This window comes from Paenibacillus sp. HJGM_3 (assembly GCF_045062745.1).
Taxonomy (GTDB): Bacteria; Bacillota; Bacilli; order Paenibacillales; family NBRC-103111; genus Paenibacillus_AA.
This window is the reverse complement of the sequence record NZ_JBJGED010000001.1, coordinates 192,573-206,509: the sequence shown is the minus strand read 5'-3', so window position 1 is coordinate 206,509 and position 13,937 is coordinate 192,573. Positions and strand designations below refer to the sequence as shown.

General features: G+C 57.3%; 15 protein-coding genes. 6 read left to right on the top strand and 9 right to left on the bottom strand.

Features of this window, described 5'->3' with window-relative positions; genetic code table 11:
• Positions 1-129 precede the first annotated feature (129 nt).
• The 3 genes from ACI5FR_RS00880 (at position 130) to ACI5FR_RS00870 (ending at position 3,942) form a co-directional block, all read left to right on the top strand.
• Complete coding sequence (locus ACI5FR_RS00880; protein ID WP_405449046.1) at positions 130-1,161, top strand: hypothetical protein; 1,032 nt, start codon at positions 130-132, stop codon at positions 1,159-1,161.
• A gap of 94 nt (positions 1,162-1,255) precedes the next feature.
• A complete protein-coding gene (locus ACI5FR_RS00875) occupies positions 1,256-2,491 on the top strand; it encodes an MFS transporter (RefSeq protein ID WP_405449043.1) in 1,236 nt (411 codons plus the stop codon).
• Between the two features lie 551 nt (positions 2,492-3,042).
• Complete coding sequence (locus tag ACI5FR_RS00870) at positions 3,043-3,942, top strand: dienelactone hydrolase family protein (protein WP_483875157.1); 900 nt, start codon at positions 3,043-3,045, stop codon at positions 3,940-3,942.
• Positions 3,943-4,091: 149 nt separating this feature from the next.
• Here ACI5FR_RS00870 and ACI5FR_RS00865 read toward each other — a convergent pair whose 3' ends face one another.
• The 8 genes from ACI5FR_RS00865 to ACI5FR_RS00830 all read right to left on the bottom strand — a co-directional run bounded on the left by ACI5FR_RS00865 (position 4,092) and on the right by ACI5FR_RS00830 (position 11,065).
• A complete protein-coding gene (locus tag ACI5FR_RS00865) occupies positions 4,092-4,991 on the bottom strand; it encodes a 3'-5' exonuclease (protein WP_405449041.1) in 900 nt (299 codons plus the stop codon).
• Positions 4,992-5,041: 50 nt separating this feature from the next.
• Positions 5,042-6,025, bottom strand: a complete 984-nt coding sequence (locus tag ACI5FR_RS00860; RefSeq protein ID WP_405449039.1) for a DNA-3-methyladenine glycosylase family protein — start codon at positions 6,023-6,025, stop codon at positions 5,042-5,044.
• Positions 5,985-6,590, bottom strand: a complete 606-nt coding sequence (locus tag ACI5FR_RS00855; RefSeq protein WP_405449036.1) for a methylated-DNA--[protein]-cysteine S-methyltransferase — start codon at positions 6,588-6,590, stop codon at positions 5,985-5,987. The genes ACI5FR_RS00860 and ACI5FR_RS00855 overlap by 41 nt, the downstream gene beginning before the upstream one ends.
• Positions 6,587-7,153: a bifunctional transcriptional activator/DNA repair enzyme AdaA gene (locus ACI5FR_RS00850; protein ID WP_405449035.1), complete on the bottom strand. Its 567-nt coding sequence runs from the start codon at positions 7,151-7,153 to the stop codon at positions 6,587-6,589. Before ACI5FR_RS00850 ends, ACI5FR_RS00855 begins: the two co-directional genes overlap by 4 nt.
• 175 nt (positions 7,154-7,328) lie before the next feature.
• Positions 7,329-8,528: a cytochrome P450 gene (locus ACI5FR_RS00845; protein WP_405449032.1), complete on the bottom strand. Its 1,200-nt coding sequence runs from the start codon at positions 8,526-8,528 to the stop codon at positions 7,329-7,331.
• A gap of 155 nt (positions 8,529-8,683) precedes the next feature.
• Positions 8,684-9,622: a glutaminase A gene (gene glsA, locus ACI5FR_RS00840; RefSeq protein ID WP_405449029.1), complete on the bottom strand. Its 939-nt coding sequence runs from the start codon at positions 9,620-9,622 to the stop codon at positions 8,684-8,686.
• Positions 9,623-9,648: 26 nt separating this feature from the next.
• On the bottom strand, positions 9,649-10,350 hold the full coding sequence (locus tag ACI5FR_RS00835) for an alpha/beta hydrolase family protein (RefSeq protein ID WP_405449026.1): 702 nt from the start codon (positions 10,348-10,350) through the stop codon (positions 9,649-9,651).
• A 127-nt stretch (positions 10,351-10,477) separates the two neighbouring features.
• Positions 10,478-11,065 (bottom strand): CGNR zinc finger domain-containing protein, encoded by a 588-nt coding sequence (locus tag ACI5FR_RS00830; protein WP_405449024.1) that lies wholly within the window; start codon positions 11,063-11,065, stop codon positions 10,478-10,480.
• Positions 11,066-11,234: 169 nt separating this feature from the next.
• Here ACI5FR_RS00830 and ACI5FR_RS00825 point away from each other — a divergent pair, with 169 nt between their 5' ends.
• On the top strand, positions 11,235-11,735 hold the full coding sequence (locus ACI5FR_RS00825) for a DinB family protein (protein ID WP_405449021.1): 501 nt from the start codon (positions 11,235-11,237) through the stop codon (positions 11,733-11,735).
• Here the strand turns inward: ACI5FR_RS00825 and ACI5FR_RS00820 are convergent.
• Positions 11,732-11,995: a hypothetical protein gene (locus ACI5FR_RS00820; RefSeq protein WP_405449019.1), complete on the bottom strand. Its 264-nt coding sequence runs from the start codon at positions 11,993-11,995 to the stop codon at positions 11,732-11,734. The genes ACI5FR_RS00825 and ACI5FR_RS00820 overlap by 4 nt on opposite strands.
• 187 nt (positions 11,996-12,182) lie before the next feature.
• Here ACI5FR_RS00820 and mscL point away from each other — a divergent pair, with 187 nt between their 5' ends.
• Both mscL and ACI5FR_RS00810 read left to right on the top strand, forming a co-directional pair.
• Positions 12,183-12,653 carry a large conductance mechanosensitive channel protein MscL gene (mscL, locus tag ACI5FR_RS00815; protein ID WP_405449016.1) on the top strand — a complete coding sequence of 157 codons (471 nt, stop codon included), beginning with the start codon at positions 12,183-12,185 and terminating at the stop codon, positions 12,651-12,653.
• 188 nt (positions 12,654-12,841) lie between these two features.
• On the top strand, positions 12,842-13,924 hold the full coding sequence (locus tag ACI5FR_RS00810) for a Gfo/Idh/MocA family protein (RefSeq protein WP_405449013.1): 1,083 nt from the start codon (positions 12,842-12,844) through the stop codon (positions 13,922-13,924).
• The last annotated feature ends 13 nt before the right edge of the window (positions 13,925-13,937 follow it).

Here is a 13,937-nt window from a genome sequence, read left to right as displayed (position 1 = left end):
CTAGGAAAAGTACCTCTTCTCCACGGAGGCTGTCAAGCCGATACGCGAATCTACTGTTGAAAAAGAAGGAATTTTGTGGAAAAAGGGAGAATATAGGAGATAAATTCCTTTTTCAAAGGCAGGGAGCTTATGCTAATCGCTTGGCGATTGATAGACCCGAAGCTGCTCGCCCGGATCGACCTGATCAGTGCGGGGCTCGGCATCGTATACGTCCTTCTGAATCGGCTGCTGGGCTTACCCTGGTCCGGCTTGCCCAGTGTCTGCGTGATTGCGCTCAGCCTGCTGACGTTTGCGGCGAAGCGCCGGTCCAAAGCCGTCTATGCGGCGGCCGCTTATGCGCTCCTGACCGGGATTGCGGCATACTGGGTTCATAGGAGTTGGGACGTACCGTATCATGGGCTGGATGTGTGGCTGCCGGTGATAGCGTTCCTCGCGGCGCTGCTGTTCGAGTGGCAGACGGGTTGGCTGACGGGCATGCTGGTCGGCTGGTGGGGGATCGTACTGTTCGCTAGCTATACCCAAGGAGATCTCGTAGACGCTGCCGAGTTCGGAGATTTGCTCGTTCACATGCCGCTGCTGCTGATCGCAAGCTTGCTCACGTCCTTGTTCTCCCGCAGGCAGCCGTACGTCTATACGGGAGATCGAATGGACAAGTTGGATTTTATCTTGATCCTGCTCGGCATTGGGTATATGTGGTCGGCCTGGAGCGTGCCCGGGACGCCGACGCTGCTTCCAGTCCTGTATATGGGGCTGACTGTGACGTCCGCCTATGCGAGACGCGGGCATCCCTCGTGGGTGGGTGCCTCTGCCTATGGATTACTGGCACTCGTAATTGGTCTGCAGCTGCTTCCCATCCTGGGCGGCGGCGGCTTGTATCTCGTGATTCTGCTGCCGATGGCCGCATTCGGGCTGACGCTGGCGTTCGCGGTTCGCACGGAAATCCTAACGGCGCTCGGGGCGGGCTACTGGATCGCGATCGGTGTGGCCAGCCTGCGCGAGCCATGGGATGGAGCCTTGGAACATGCGGCTCATCTGTTCAGCTATGAGGCCGCGACGAGAGCGATGGGCTCGCTCTGGTGGATGCTGCCGGCGGCCGCGCTCTGGCTTGTGACTCCCTGGCGGTTCCGGCTGCTTCAGCGTTCGAAGGCGTCGCCTCGATAGACGGTTATATCGGTTTTGTCCCTTGTCTCGTGCCCCGGGATCGGCTATCCTTAGATTTCAGCCGGGACTCAAATGTTGTTAGGGGGTTTATGAAGTGTCATCGAAAGGAAGTTTTTTGAAAAATCGGTTTATCCAGTCTATTCTGCTCTCGGGGCTTCTGCTGCAAATCGGGATCTGGGTGCGGAATTACGCCATCTTGCTCTTTGTCATGGAACAGACGAACGAAGATCCGTTCGCGGTCTCGATGATCTTCGTCGCGGAATTCGCGCCGATCTTCATCTTCTCCTTCATTGGAGGCACGTTCGCCGATCGCTGGCGGCCGAAGCGGACGATGGTCTGGTGCGACGTCCTGAGCGCGGTCTCGATCTTCGCCGTTCTGCTCGCGATGACTCTAGGGTCTTGGAAGGTCGTCTTCCTGGCTACATTGGTGTCGGCGATCCTCTCGCAGTTTTCCCAGCCGTCCGGGATGAAGCTGTTCAAAATTCACGTGCCGGAAGAGCAAATGCAGCTCGGCATGTCGATGTACCAGACGATGTTCGCCCTGTTCATGATTCTCGGGCCGATTCTCGGCACGTTCGTGTACCAGACGTTCGGCATCGAAGTCGCGATCGGCGTCATGGGCGTGGCGTTCCTGCTGTCGGCCGCCGTGCTGTCGTTCCTGCCCCGCGATCCAGAGCAGACCGAAACGAAGGAGCCGACTACGATTCGCCAAGAGATGGCCGCCGGCTTCCGCTACGTGATGTCGAGCAAGGTGCTGGTCAGCCTCGGCGGTTGCTTCGCGGCGGCGGGCTTCGCGCTCGGCCTGACCCAGCCGCTCACGGCGTTCCTGGTGACGGAACGGCTCGGCCTCGCGAAGGAGAACCTGCAATGGCTCATGATGGCGAACGGTATCGGGATGATTATCGGCGGCGGGCTCACGATGGCGCTGGCCAAAAAGGCGAGTCCGCAAAAGCTGCTCGTCCTCGGGATGACCGTCAGCGCGGCAGGGTTCCTTACCTGCGGCTTGTCGACGAACCTGTACGTGACGCTGGCCGGCGAGTTCGTAAGCGGCCTCGTGCTGCCCTGCATCCAGATCGGCATCAATACGCTCATCCTGCAAAGTACGTCCGCCGACTTCGTCGGCCGGGTGAACGGCATCCTGAATCCGCTGTTCATGGGGGCGATGGTCGTCACGATGAGCCTGGCCGGCTTGCTCAAGAAGACGTTCTCGATCGTCATCATGTTCGAAGCGGCGACCGTGTTATTCGTGATCGGCATCCTGGCGATCATCCCGCTGCTGCGCTTGCCGACGCAACAGGCCCAAGCGCCTGCTGTACAGCAAGGAGACTAGACAAAAAGGCAAGAGCAGTTCGCTGCTCTTGCCTTTTTGAACTTAGTGTGAGTAACGTGCAGAATAACAGAATGAAAAGAAAGTTAATAAAAGGAGGATTGAGCTTTGTAACGAATTAAGTCATGATCCGAGAGAAGGGAGTCATGCATTATGAAAGAGTTCTTTGGAATAGATGAAGCACAAGAAACCGGGAAATATACTTTTACGCCCGCCTTAAAAGTCGGTAACATCGTATTTGTAATGGCCGGCTGAAGACGAGCTTACACAGGGAAGTGGTTCGCCTGGACAAGCTATTCTCAACAAGGAATGGATGACAACGCTTTACGAGCTATTAGAGTCGCTTCCCGGACGGAACCGGCACATTGTTGCGGCGCATGATGGAGGATGTGGGCAAAGGCGTCGATGTGAACACCGCGCTGCGCAATGCGGTGGAACGGAACGACAAGCAGATTCAGCCGTAGGATTTCGTGACGATGGCTTGGTTCGCGTAGAGCGTCAAGGCCATCGTCAACTGGTCCTTTAAATATTTTACTGATCCAAGGAGAATCGAAATGAACGAATTCCATGACGCTACGCAAAAATGGCTGGATTTGATCGGCAAGCCCAACAACTATGACTACAAGCATCGACTGCAGCTACTTCGCAAATTCGAGACGGCCGAGTTTAATGGAGAGTTGTATGAGCAAGCAAACGGCCCTGGTACCGTGCAGCGGACACTCATGATGTTTCCGAAAACGTATAAAGGAGATCTGCCAGCCGTAGTCGTTCCGTTCTACTACCCCGATCGGATGGCAGGATATAACCTCGACACGCTCGAGCCAACGGACGAGCCTGATTTGGCGATGGCGCTGCATCTTGTACGCCGCGGCTATGTAACGATCACGGCGGAGGCCTATCACTTGACCTACCAGAATCTCGAACTGGAACGTCAAGATTTCTCACGTTGGCGGCGAACGGCCGACATTCTGCTTCAAGACCACCCGGAGTGGACGGGCATGGGCAAGCTGATTGCCGATACGCAGCTGTTGGTGGATGCTTTGTGCGCCGACCCCCGGGTTGATCAAGAACGGCTTGGTATTGCCGGGCATTCGCTTGGAGGAAAAATGGCGCTGTACACCGGTTGCTTGGATCACCGCATCAAAGCGATCCTGTGCAGCGATTTCGGGATGGATTGGGATCGGTCGAATTGGTCGGAACCGTGGTATTGGGGAGACAAGCTCGATACCTTAAAAGCCGCCAATAGGGACCATGCGGAGCTTCTCCGAATTACCGGTCGGAAGCCTTTTGTTCTTATCGCAGGACTTTATGACAATGAAGACGCTTTGGACTCCATAAAGTGTGCTGGCTATACCGATCCGTCGCGGTATCTCTTTATCAATCACGCGACTGGTCACCGTCCGCCGCTGGATGTTCTTGAACAAGGATATGACTTCTTACAGAAGTGCTTCTAACCACATCGGAAAGTTTAAGTTCGGTGAAGCGCTGAGCGCGTCCGAACGCATCCGACCACATAAGCGAGCTTTTCTGGCAGAAGAACCTGAAGCCGTGCCATGACGTGCGCTCCAGGTTCTTCTTGCGCGTACGGCATCGGCGATAACTCCTATTCAGCTAAAATCGGTCTTTCCCCAGAACCCGCGGACTTAGCTGCGCCTGATGCACTTGCTGCAGTACCCGCATTACCCGCAGTTCCATCTACTGCACCCACCGCCTCGCTTGTCGCCGACCCCGGCTTCCCAGCAGTGCCCGCCTTCTGCACCTTCGCCAGTTCGTCGGCGAACACCTGCTGCAGCTCGGCTTCCTTCCGGGGATCGTCCAGCGGGATTTTGTCCTTGAAATAGTGCTCGACGACCCATTCCCACTTCGGAGCCACCTTCTGCGACACCATAGCGCGGATTGCGTTCTTCACCGTCCGCCGCTCCTTGGCGTTCGAGAACATGTCCTTGTACTGCTGGGTGTACGCGTAATCGAGCTTGTCCGCGATCGCCCGGAACACATGGGCGGTCATCCGGGCATCGTCCAGCGCCCGATGGGCGTTGCCTTCCGCTTCGATCCCCAGATCGGCCAAGGCGGTGTCGACGCTGACGTCGTTCGAGACGTTTTTGTAGCGCAGATAACCCTTCAGCAGATCGTAATAGTTCACGGCCAGCCAGAACGAATCGTCCAGCTTGTGCATCCGCGTGTCGAGCACGATGCGCTTCAAGTCTTCGCCGCCCCATGTGAACAGCAGGAACGACTCGCTGCGGTTCAGCCACTCGATGAACCGCCCGATCACCTTGGGGAACCGGGCCGCCCGGTCGATCGATTCTTGCGGGATGCCGGTTTTCTTCTTAATGAAGCTATTCAATTTGGAAAAATAAACGGGTTTGATAAACGACTCGAATTCATCGACCTGCTGCAGCTCGGCGTTGAGCCGAACGGCTCCGATCTCAATGACCTCCATAGGCAGGTCGCTCGCGAACTTGCGGCCGTTGAATTCGATGTCCAATATGATGTAGTCCATTGCTTGGTTAGCCCCCTGATCCTGCCGTGCGTACAACGATTGTCTGTCTCTTATTGTACCACATTTGGAGCGGGAGCAGGGGAAGGGGTCAAGCTGCGCCACAGATAGAAGACGGCGTAAGCCTCCCAGCCCCGCCAGCGGGAGAACAGCCGCTTCATTTCCTCTTCGGTCGGCTTGCGGTCCAGGCCCAGCTGCTGCTTCAGCGCATTGTGCAGGCCGGCGTCGCCGATCGGGAACGCGGCCGGGTCGCGCAGGCAGCGCATCATGACATAGTGCGCGGTCCACGGGCCGATGCCGCGAATGGCGAGCAGCCGGCGTTCGACGGCGCGGTCCTCTTCTTCGTCCCGCGCCGCGAGCAGCGCTTCCTTGGACAGCGCACCGTCCGCGATCAGCCGGGCCAGGCCGATGATGTATTCGGCCTTCTTGCCCGTGAATTGCAGCTCGCGCAGCGCTTCGGGTGAGAGGTGTTGGACTGCGGCGGGCTGCGGGAACCGCCACAGAACGAGCCCGTCCTGCTCGACGGGCTCGCCGAACGTGTGGACGAACCGCTGCTTGAGCGCATAGGCGAACGGCAGGTTGACCTGCTGCCCGATGATCGCCCAGCAGAGCGCCTCGAACAGGTTCGGGATACCTACGATACGCAGTCCTCTGAAGCTATCGGCGAGCGGCTGCAAGAGCGGGTCGCTCGCCGTCAGACGGTAGAACGGCGTCAAATCGGTGCGGAGATCGAGCCAGTCGGTCACGAAGCTGGCGACCTCAGGTACGGCTGCTGCTGGCGCATCTCCGGCTAGACGTACGGTGAGCACGTTCCGGTCGATCTCATGTTCCTTCACCGTAACCCATACCGGATGTCCGGCCGTCTCAATCAGCTTGTGCACGGTGCGGCCTTCAACAAGATGCATACATTCGGCAGGAGACCGGGTCAAATAATGCAAGGTCTCGTCATAGCTGTATGGCTCCGGCAGGGGAAGCGTCAACCGCCGGGCGTCCACGTCAAAACTGAAAGCGGGCATGTCCGGTTGCCGTATAGGCATGAAACCCCTCCAGCCGGAGCAGCTGCTCCTTGACATTGAGGCCCCCGCGGAACCCGGTGAGCGTCGCATTCTTGCCGATGACCCGGTGGCACGGAATGACGATCGGCACAGGGTTCGCCCCGTTGGCCGTTCCGACCGCTCTGGTCGCGGCAGGACTGCCGATTGAAGCGGCGATGTCCGAATAGCTGCGCGTCTCGCCGAAGGGGATCTGTGCGAGCGCGCGCCAGACGGACGTCTGGAACGCGGTTCCCCGCAGATCGAATGGCAATGTGAAAGCAGTACGTCTGCCCTCCAGATATTCCAGCAATTGCTCGGCATAGGGAGCCATACGGGACGGATCCTCAATCAACAGCGCGCCGGGAATATGCTTCTCGACCCAGCTCTGAAGCGTATCGAAAGCTTCATTCGGCCAGGTGATCCGGCACAAGCCCCTACCCGTCGCAGCTAGATAGAGCGGCCGGTTCTGGAACAAACCGGGCGTGATCGCGCTCCAGTACACTTCGGTTATGTCGGAAGGTTCAGTGTGCGATGTGGATGTAGGGGATGCGGTATATACTGTGGTCATGACAATCCTCCTTGAGCTCGATAAGTTTGCGGCGAGCATCCGTAGGTTCGATGGAATACGGCGGTGAAATGGGACGCGCTGCGAAACCCGACCGCTCTCGCGATATCGGCGACCGGATGGTTCGACTGCGTGAGCTTGCGCCTCGCGGTCTCGAGCCGCGTCTGCATAAGCTGTTCGGCGGGCGTCCTGCCGGTCGTTCGTTTGAACGTGCGCTGCAGATGAAACGGGCTGATGTTCAACCGGCTCGCCATCACCGCAAGCGTCAAGGGTTCGGCGTACTGATGCTGGATCAGCTTCAACGCCGCTTGAGCGAGCTGCGCGTCGGGACCGTTCTGTCCCGGGGTATCCGGCTTGCATCGCTTGCAAGGCCGGAACCCGGCCCGGAGCGCCGCTTCCAGGCTATCGTACACCCGGACGTTCTCCGGCTTCGGGATCCGGGAGCGGCAGGATGGCCGGCACACGATCCCGGTCGTGGCGATGCCGACATAGTAGATGCCGTCGTATCGGGTGTCGCGCCGCAATATCGATTCATAGACGGCTTGGAACCGTTCGGACTCCGTCACATGTGTTCGCCTCCTTCATGCGAACATTATACCCCGATGCCCGTGCCGGAATAAACCGTTCAACAATAGGACAGCAAGATTCCGACAGCCGCGGAACGCGAACAACCCGTTCATGGCCTTAAGCCGGAACGGGTTGCAGGGTCGGGATGTATGCGAGAACAAGATCGCCGTCATGTTACTCCGATACTTTAACAGAAAAAGATTTCACTCCGAACACGAACGGACTCGGGATCGGCTGAAGTGGCTCGTCCCGGTTGTGGGCAATGTGAGCGAACCGGTCGAGCAGCAGATTCAGCGCGACATTCGCTTCCAGACGTGCGAGCGGTGCGCCAAGGCAGAAGTGGATCCCGAAGCCGAATCCCAGATGGGGGTTCGGCTTCCGGTCCGGGAGGAACGTATCCGGGTCCTTGAATTTATCGGGGTCCCGGTTGGCCGCCGCGACCCAGTTCACAATCTGGGAACCGGCTCGGATCCGCTCTCCACCTAATTCGACGTCGCTAACCGCGACCCGGCCGATGGCCTGGATAGGCGGGTAATAGCGCAAAACTTCTTCCACGGCTGTCGGCATTAGTTCAGGCTGACTTCGAAGGAGCTCCTGGACGTCCGGATGCTCAGTCATGTAACGGACGGCGTTCGTAATCAGATTGGTCGTCGTTTCATTGCCGGCTACGAGCAATAGGATGCAGAAAGCAAGCACCTCTTGATGGGTCAGCTTCTGGCCTTCGATCTCGGCATCGAGCAAGAGAGAGATCAGGTCCTCTTCCCGCTGATGGCGGCGTTCCTCAATGATGCCCGTGAAGTAGCCGGCCAGCTGGCGGATCGCATTCTGGCGTTGGGCCATGACGGCGCGCATCGCATCGTCCGAGTTGTCTTGTGGTCCGGTAACAAGGGTATCGGACCATTCCTTGAACAGTTTGCGGTCCCGCGGATGGATCCCAATGAGCTCGGCAATGACAATGACGGGCAGGGGACCCGCAAAATCCCGCACAAGATCCAGTTCTCCGCCGCTTGCGGTCTCATGGATCAGCTCAAGGGCAATTTCCGCGATGCGCGGCTCAAGGGCGGCAATCGCTTTGGGCGTGAAAGCCTGATTGACCAGATTGCGCATCTGCGTATGTTTGGGAGGATCCAGGACCAGCAGGTTCTCCTGCTCGGAGATCCCCCTTTTGGAAGAAAAGAGCGCGGGATGTTTCAGAACGTATTGGACATCCTCATAGCGGAAGACGTCCCAGCAATCCCGGTTTTCATCATAACGGACCGGCGTACTTTCCCGAAGTCTGTTGTACACCTCGAATGGATGGACGGCGATCTCCGGCGACTCGATTTCTTGCATTGGAATGAGGTTGGAGTATCCTTTGTTCGCTTTCTGAGTCATGGGTGATCTCCTCTTCGTGGGATGAGTATCCGATAGTGCAACAAGAATAGAACGGATGGGTATTCTAATCTTAAATTGCCCCATTCAGGAAACGCAAACGTGCCCGAAAAAATGAATCGGAGGTCCTACACCCCGGCTCCCAGAGCGGTTAAATGTCAAAAAATGCTCCAGTCGTAGCGCTCGGACAGCTGCTTCAGCAGGTGAACGCCGGCGATGCTGTTGCCCTTGCCGTTCAGCGCCGGGCCGACGATGCCGATGCCGAGCTGACCGGGCACAAGGGCGAGAATGCCGCCGGAGACCCCGCTCTTCGCCGGGATGCCCACTCTGATCGAGAATTCACCCGACTCGTTGTACATCCCGCACGTAATCATGAACGACTTGGCGATCTGTACGTAACGGCGGGGGACGAGCTCCCGTCCGGTCTGCGGGTCGCGTCCATCGTTGGCCAGCACCGTAGCCATGCGCGCGATATGGCGGCAATTCACCTCAATGGAGCAATGGCGGAAATACACTTCAAGCGTTGGCTCCACATCGTCGTCCAACACCTCGTTGTCCTTCAGGAAATAGGCGAGGGAGCGGTTGCGGTTCGCCGTGCGCGACTCGGAGCGGCATACGCTTTCATTCACGGCAATAGAGGAATCCCCGGCAAGGCGGCGGATGAACGCTAGGATGCGCTCCGCCTTCTCAGCCGGGGTCTGACCTGCAATCAAGGATGATATTACGATAGCGCCCGCATTAATCAGCGGGTTGAACGGTTTGCCCGGTTCCACGAGCTCAAGCTTGAGCATCGAATTGAAATCGTCGCCGGTCGGCTCCATGCCCACTTTGTCGAATACCGCTTGTTCTCCCCGGTCTATAAGCGCGAGCAGCAGCGTGAACACTTTGGAAATGCTCTGCATCGTAAACGAGTGGCTGCAGTCTCCCGCTTCGAGGGTGTGCCCCTCCAGCGAATATATAGCGATGCCTAACGCATCGGAAGGAGCGTGTTGCAGCTCGGGAATATAGCTCGCGACGGCGCCCTGGGCGGAGATGCGGCGGCTCGCCTCCAGCCAGGAGGGCAGCATGGTGCTTAGCTCGCGGAGATCGGTGGACATGGGTGAATTCCTCGTTTCGTCTCGGGTTAGGTTTTGATCCCATTATATACGATTCCAGGTTCCCCTTGTATCCAACCCCAAATGAAATCCATCACTTTGTCCATATTCGATACGTTGTTCTCGTCCTTGCTCTGGTTGCAAAAATAATGGCGATGACCGCCCCGGATCGGAATCCGGGCCCGGACCTTGGCCGGCCGAAACCAATGAAACGCGCTGCGCGAGATCCAATCGCCGAACCGGCCGCCGTGTTCGATCGCGAACACCTTGTCGCGGCAGCTGGGGCAGATGGCGATCTGCGGGGAACCGACCATGAAGACCTTCATAACCGGATACCCTTCCTCCCCCAGCAGCTGAGCCGCTTTGTACGAGGCGATGCCTCCGCCGCTGTGGCCGATCAGGACAATCGAGCCGCCATTCTCCGTATCGTAGTCGTTGCGGATCTCCCGGTACAGGGTCCGGCCGCCGACCGTGTCCTTCGGCTGGCGATAAATATCCCGGCCTACGGTGAACGCTTGCCCGGCAATGAACCGGAGCTGCCCGGACTTCGTCGGAAGATGATCCAGCGTGCCGTAGGGAAAAAAGGTTTGCACCCGCACTTTCGAACAACCTCCGCTCTTGTACCGGCTCTCCACATGCCGCATCGCTTCCCGAAACATATCGGTCGTGCTCAACATGCTGATGCCGGCCGCGAAGTAGACGGATACGGCTGAGTCAGCCACCACGCTCATCCATTAACCACCTCTCCATGTGGGATTCACGTACGTAGCGTTAGTATGCCCGGAATCGACCTCGCCATTTGTGAGCGGAGTAAACAAAAAAGCCTTCCCGGTCATGCCGGAAAGGGCACCAAATCCTTTATTCAGACGGCGTATGCGGAGTTTCGGCAGCGGCTTCGGCTTCCATGAGTTCAGCTTTTTTCCTCGCCCGGAACCGGCGCACCTTCATCAAGTTCCCGCACATCTTATCGTCGCAATACCGCTTGGAACGGTTGCGGGTGTCGTCGTAATACACCCACAGACAGTCGGGATTGTCGCACACGCGAAAGCGGGAAGTGTCCCCTTCGCTCAACGCTTCGGCGAACGAAGCGGCGATATCGGACATGACCTGGCGCCAGTCCTGCCTGGCGGCGGAGTACTGCATCTGATAACGGCCATCCCTGGTGGCGATCGAACGGATCGTCTCGCCCTGGAGGAGCACCTCGTTCAGGGCTGCGAGTTCGTCCGCTTGCAACGTCTCCCCCGTCTCCAACCTCTGAATGAGCCGGAACAAAAGGTCTCGCAGCTGCTTGAGCTCGTTCAGCTGCCGTTCAGTAGGCGGTGCTGCAGCCAAGCTGTGCTTCGCCATCCACTCCTGACGCCAAACGGCGTCGTCGAGCCGATCCCGGGACGGACCGCCGCCCTTCCAGTCGCGCCACAAACTATTGACGAAATCGTCCCACAGCATAGTATGCACCTTCTGCTCCCTTTTTATGATATTAGGCGTAGTGTAACACTTAAAATTATATTTTGCTAGTTACTTGAACCGGAATCCAAGCGTGTGATATAGTTTTCGTGTAACCAATAAAAATATATTAGACCGTTACAAAAACGAATCCAATGATGGAGGAATCGACATGACTAAGAGCATGAACCGAATCGAGATGCTGTTGCAAGGATGGGATTATTGCTACGATGAGGAAGGCTGGTCGCCCCCGCTTAAGGACGCGTTGAACGGGGTGACGGCAGAGCAAGCGAACTGGCGTCCTGCCGGTGAACATGTTAACACGATCTGGGAGACGTTGGAGCATTTGATTTACTATAAAGAGCGGCTGCTGCAGCGGCTGACCAACCAGCCCGACAATTCGCCGGCCGGAGACAATGACTCAACCTTTGCCGTACAGGGTAGCGGAGAGGACGGGTGGCAAGCGGCTCAGACGCGGATGCGGGAAGTCCACCACGCTTTGCGCGAACAGATCGCGGCTTGGACGGACGCCGATTACGATCGGCCGATCCCGAAGAATCTGGCCGGGGATTGGGTCAGCAGCCTGATCCAACACGACGCTTACCATACCGGGCAGATCATTTTCCTTCGCAAGCTGCAGGGCTCCTGGCCGTCCCGCCGCTCCTTCGGCTAGCGGGTGCGGCCCCTTCGCTGCCGGATGGCCGCGATGAGCCAGACGACACTGGCCAGGATATAGAGGGGGAGGACCAGAACGAGGAGCGTAGCGACCGCGGCTAGATCCTCCCACCCGTCCTGATCGCGCAGCGTCGTGAATAAGAAGATGAGGCAGCCTAACGAATACAAGCCGCAAACAATCCAGCGCCGCCAATACAGCGCCATGACCGGGAACAGCAGCAGAACGATCCACAGAAACGTTTTTTCCACGATACCCATTCGCAATACCGCCTTTCTCCCTTCATATTCTCCCCACATTTTAGCACAAGTCCAAAGCTCATACGGATACACGCTCTACGCCTCGCAGTGAATGAACTGGACGCCCGGTGTTCTGCCATATACAATGACAAGAGAACCACCAGATTTGAGTTATTGGATTATGGGGATGCTGAAGGAGCGTGTACAGATGTGGAAAGAATTTAAAGAATTCGCGATGAAGGGGAACATGATCGATCTGGCCATCGGGGTCATCATCGGGGGAGCCTTCGGCAAAGTGGTGACGTCCATCGTGAACGACCTCATCATGCCTCCGATCGGGCAGCTGCTGGGTAGGGTGGACTTCAAAAACCTCTACATCAGCTTGAACGGGAGCAGCTATGAGTCGCTTGAGAAGGCAAAGTTAGCTGATGCGCCCACGCTCAACTATGGGCTGTTCATCAACACGCTGCTCGACTTCCTCATCGTGGCGTTTGTCATCTTCCTTGTAGTGAAACAGATGAACCGGTTCCGCCGCAAGAAGGAAGACGCTCCGAAGCCGGCTAGCAAAACATGTCCGGATTGCCTGTCCGACATCCCGCTGGCGGCCAAACGGTGCCGGCATTGTACATCCTACGTAGACGAGATCCCCGTCGCGGCAAACGATAATCGCGTCATGTAGCATGAGGGTATCCTCCTAGTTCGGGCTAGTCGGTTGTACAAGCAATTCGTAGCCAGAATGTTCATGTTGGTAGCATATACTTCATGTTCACTGGAGAAGCTTTATGTTTACATAGAAGCTGTGTGAATGTACTTGCTGTATCAAACATGTATGGGATTAAATTTAAGCTCCTGGGGAGGACGTTATTCATGGGGAAACTTAGAATTGGGATCGTTGGAACAGGCGGCATTGCGAACGGCAAACATATGCCTAGTCTGAAGAAGCTCAGCAATGTGGAAATGGTCGCATTCTGCGATATCGTGGAAGAGCGCGCCGTGAAAGCCGCGAACCAATACGGGGCGGAAGGCTCCAAGGTGTACACCGATTACCGGGAGCTGCTGAAGGACGAAACGATCGATATCGTTCATGTCTGTACCCCGAACTACAACCATGCCGAGATTGCGATCGCGGCTATGGAAGCCGGCAAGCACGTGATGAGCGAGAAGCCGATGGCGATCACCTCCAAGGAAGCTCGCGCGATGGTGGAAGCGTCCAAGCGTACGGGCAAGAAGCTGACCGTCGGCTACAACAACCGGTTCCGTCCGGACAGCCAGCACTTGAAGAAAGTGTGCGAATCCGGTCAGCTGGGCGAGATCTACTATGCGAAGGCTCACGCGATCCGTCGCCGCGCCGTTCCTACGTGGGGCGTCTTCCTGGATGAAGAGAAGCAAGGCGGAGGCCCGCTCATCGATATCGGGACTCACGCGCTGGACTTGACGCTTTGGATGATGGACAACTACAAGCCGGTCAGCGTAACCGGTTCGGTCTACCACAAGCTCGGCAGCCGCGCCAACTCCGCGAACGCTTGGGGTCCTTGGGATCCTGAGAAATTCACGGTGGAAGATTCGGCATTCGGCTATATCAAGATGGAGAATGGCGCTACGATCGTGCTCGAATCCAGCTGGGCGCTCAACACCCTGGACGTGAAGGAAGCGAAGACCACGCTGTGCGGAACCGAGGGCGGAGCGGACATGGAAGACGGCTTGCGCTTGAACGGCGAATCGTTCAGCCGGATGTGGGAGCAGGAAGTGAACTTGAAGTCGGGGGGCGTAGCTTTCTTCAGCGGCACTGCCGAGAAGGACGCCGACTTGGAAATGAGAGTGTGGGTCGACGCCATCCTGAACGACACCGAGCCTGTCGTGAAGGCTGAGCAAGCATTGGTCGTAACCGAGATCCTGGAAGCGATCTACGAATCCGCCAAGACCGGCAAGACCGTTTACCTGAACCAATAACTTATTTCCTGAG